2 protein-coding genes, 1 tRNA gene and 2 pseudogenes are annotated in these 2,893 nt (G+C 44.0%); all 5 read right to left on the reverse strand.

Features of this window, described 5'->3' with window-relative positions:
* Positions 1–309: pseudogene (locus FC20_RS09290) on the reverse strand (peptide ABC transporter substrate-binding protein); the annotation flags it as partial.
* A 259-nt stretch (positions 310–568) separates the two neighbouring features.
* A pseudogene (locus FC20_RS09295) lies at positions 569–859 on the reverse strand (hypothetical protein); the annotation flags it as partial.
* 43 nt (positions 860–902) lie between these two features.
* On the reverse strand, positions 903–1,553 hold the full coding sequence (locus tag FC20_RS09300; RefSeq protein ID WP_008461924.1) for an HD domain-containing protein: 651 nt from the start codon (positions 1,551–1,553) through the stop codon (positions 903–905).
* Between the two features lie 141 nt (positions 1,554–1,694).
* Positions 1,695–2,045, reverse strand: a complete 351-nt coding sequence (locus FC20_RS09305; protein WP_008461922.1) for a PAS domain-containing protein — start codon at positions 2,043–2,045, stop codon at positions 1,695–1,697.
* Between the two features lie 538 nt (positions 2,046–2,583).
* Positions 2,584–2,656: transfer RNA gene (locus tag FC20_RS09310), tRNA-Thr, on the reverse strand.
* Positions 2,657–2,893 lie beyond the last annotated feature (237 nt).

Here is a 2,893-nt window from a genome sequence, read left to right on the forward strand (position 1 = left end):
GGACTTGCGCAAAGTGTAAGTGTAAGTCTTACCGTCCTTTGAAACCTTTTCGCTAGTAGCCAGACCCTTTTCCAATTTTGAGCCCTTGCCTAAACGGTAAAGACCTTCCATGGTGTTGGAAAGTTGGTTGAATGAGGTTGAGTCAGTTGCCTTGGACAAGTCCATTGTTGGAATTTCAGAAGCAACCATCCAGTTCAAGGTCTTCTTTGATGGTGAGGACTTGGATGATGAGGAACCACCACAAGCGGCCAAGAGAGCAGCTGATGCCAAGACAGTAGCACCAACGCTAAAGGCTTTAGTAAACTTCATAATTGATTTTCTCCTTTTGCACATTTTTTCATGACAAAGGGGGCCGGCGCCTTAAAAGCGCGCTAGTCCCCTTTAATGCTGATTTAATTATAATTAGAAAATTAATCGATTTCAAGACAATTTGATGAAAAAATGAACTCTTGTTTAATATTTAATGATTTGTTCGCTAGAAAAAGTAGAAGATCCCTAGAACTTATTAAGAATAATTTCTCTATTAGAGTAAAAGAAAAAGAAGCGAATTTCTTCGATTCTTTTTAGCTTAATTAGCGATATAGGCATTCTTGAAGTTCCACGTACCGCGGTTTTGGATTACGCCCTTAACGCTAGTCCGGATCAAAGCCGAACTAGTGCTGTAGTATAGCGGAATCACGCCGGCATCATTCAAGAGAATGTTTTCTGCCTTAGACAGGTCGCTCCAGCGCTTTGCCGTTGACGAGGTGGTCTTGGAATCAGCAATCAGCTTGTCGTAAGTGCTGTTCTTCCACTTCCCATCGTTTTCTGAGTTGGTAGACGTAAACAGATCCGGGAAGGAGATTGGGTCGGCAAAATCATAAACCAAGTTCAAGATATTTCTAATCTAAGAAAGACAAAAGTTAGTCTAAATTCCATTCTTGCAAAAATTCGTCGACAAATTCATGCATGTAGTCCGTCCGACGAACGGCTTCGGCTTGGGCCGCCTTGGTGTTCATTAAGTCAACCAACTTGAACAGCTTCTCATAAAAGTGATTGATGGTCGTCTCTTCATGGTTCCGGTATTGGTCATGGTCCACTAGCTTAGCTGGCTTAATCTCGGGATCATAGATCTTGTCGTCGTGCTTGCCGCTATAAACAAAGGCCCGGGCAATGCCGATTGCGCCTAAAGATTCCAGCCGGTCGGCATCTTGCACGTACTCCCCTTCTAGCGACAATTGGTAGCGGTGCTCGATATTTTTGGAAAAAGACATGTGCTCGATAGTGAAAAAGATGTTATCCTGGGCTTCCTCGTCCAGACCTGCCTGGGCAAAGAGCTCTTTTAATTCAGCCAAAACCCGGTCCGGATCAGCACAGACCTTTTCATCAATGGTGTCGTGGACCATGGCTGCAGTAAAGGCAATGTCCCGGCTCGTTTGGCTAGCGTCTGGCTGGTCCTTCAGCAGCATCCCCTCAGCCAATTTGGCCGTCCGCAGCCCGTGGTAATAGTCGTGACCCGTTCTTTCGTCGGCCAGGTTCTCTTTAACGTAGTTGATAATTAGCTCTCTCTTCAATTGCGCCCTCCAGAAAAATAGATTTTGATCGTGATTACAAATTTTGACTATTGTTTCATTATAAACTTTCAGATTAAAAAGACAAGAAAAAAGAGAACTGATGTTTATACCAGTTCTCTTATAGGCAAAACTATTTGACTTTTATCTTGAATACATCGCGGACAAGGCCACGTAGAAAATATGTCCATAACCCGGTTCTTTGACCAATTGGCTCTGACAGAAAAAAGGCTGGACTTGGCCATTAGCTAAGTCAGCCGTAATCTTCTGCTCAACCAGAGACCGGTCAGTTGGGTAAACCAGGTTCGTCACCTTGCCGCCCGTTGCCTTCATCAAGTCGCCGAAGCTGGCATAGCCAAGAAGACTGGGCAAGTTTTGGTTAGAAAAAATAATCTCCCAGTCGCCTTGACTGGTGCAGATCAAAAAGGCAATTGGCAAATTGGCCAGCATGTCTCTAGAAGTGAGATTAGCCTTGCGCTTAGCGGCATTATCCATCCAGGGCTGGTAAGACAAGCAGTCATTTTTGTCATGCTGCTTAACGACATAGAGGGCCCGGTCTGCCTTGATCAGGGTGCCTTTTTAAAAAGTAGCGAATGAGTAAGATTAGATAAGTTAACAAAAAACTATACAGACATGAGACCAGAAATAGCGGACGTCATAAAATTCAAAGCCGATTTCTTAAAAAATAAAGGCTGGCGAAGCCGTCTCGAGCGCCGCCATGATCACGATGAAGCTGGCCAAGAAAGTTGAGACTGTATTGCAAGATTCAATAAATTTCCGCTTCTTAACCTGCCAGTTGATAGAATTTTCCTGTATCTTGCACCTTCAAAGAATAAAATATTGCTTATATTATAGCAATTTAATGCAGGTAAGCGCAGCCAGTTACCTTTGGTTGTGTCACACAAAATTTTTGTGTGACACTCGACTATTTTTTTGACTTTTTTCTCGTTACTGATTTACTAACGAAAACTGCGTCAAATCGCCATTTGTTGCGATTTATTTCTGTTTATTTAAACTTGTTTCGACTAAATTAAGCTGCTAGCCAGATTTGAACTGGCGACCTCCTCCTTACCACGGCGGTGCTCTACCTCCTGAGCTACAGCAGCGAACCTATTATAGCAAAAAGCCGGGGCTTTTTTAACCGATTTGACCATTCAAACGGAAAAATGAACCATTCAGCGGCGGTTGGCCCCTTTTTGGCAAAGGGACGGTTAACCCTGGAATGTACAGACGGCACTTTTTCCGCTGAAGTGATCGTGCCCCAGGCCATGGCGGAGGCTGATTAACTGAGGACCTCACCCGGCTTAGGTGTTGCTCATGATCTTACTCAACTGGGCAAAAGA

It is taken from the genome of Lactobacillus equicursoris DSM 19284 = JCM 14600 = CIP 110162 (assembly GCF_001434815.1).
GTDB classification, from domain to species: Bacteria; Bacillota; Bacilli; order Lactobacillales; family Lactobacillaceae; genus Lactobacillus; species Lactobacillus equicursoris.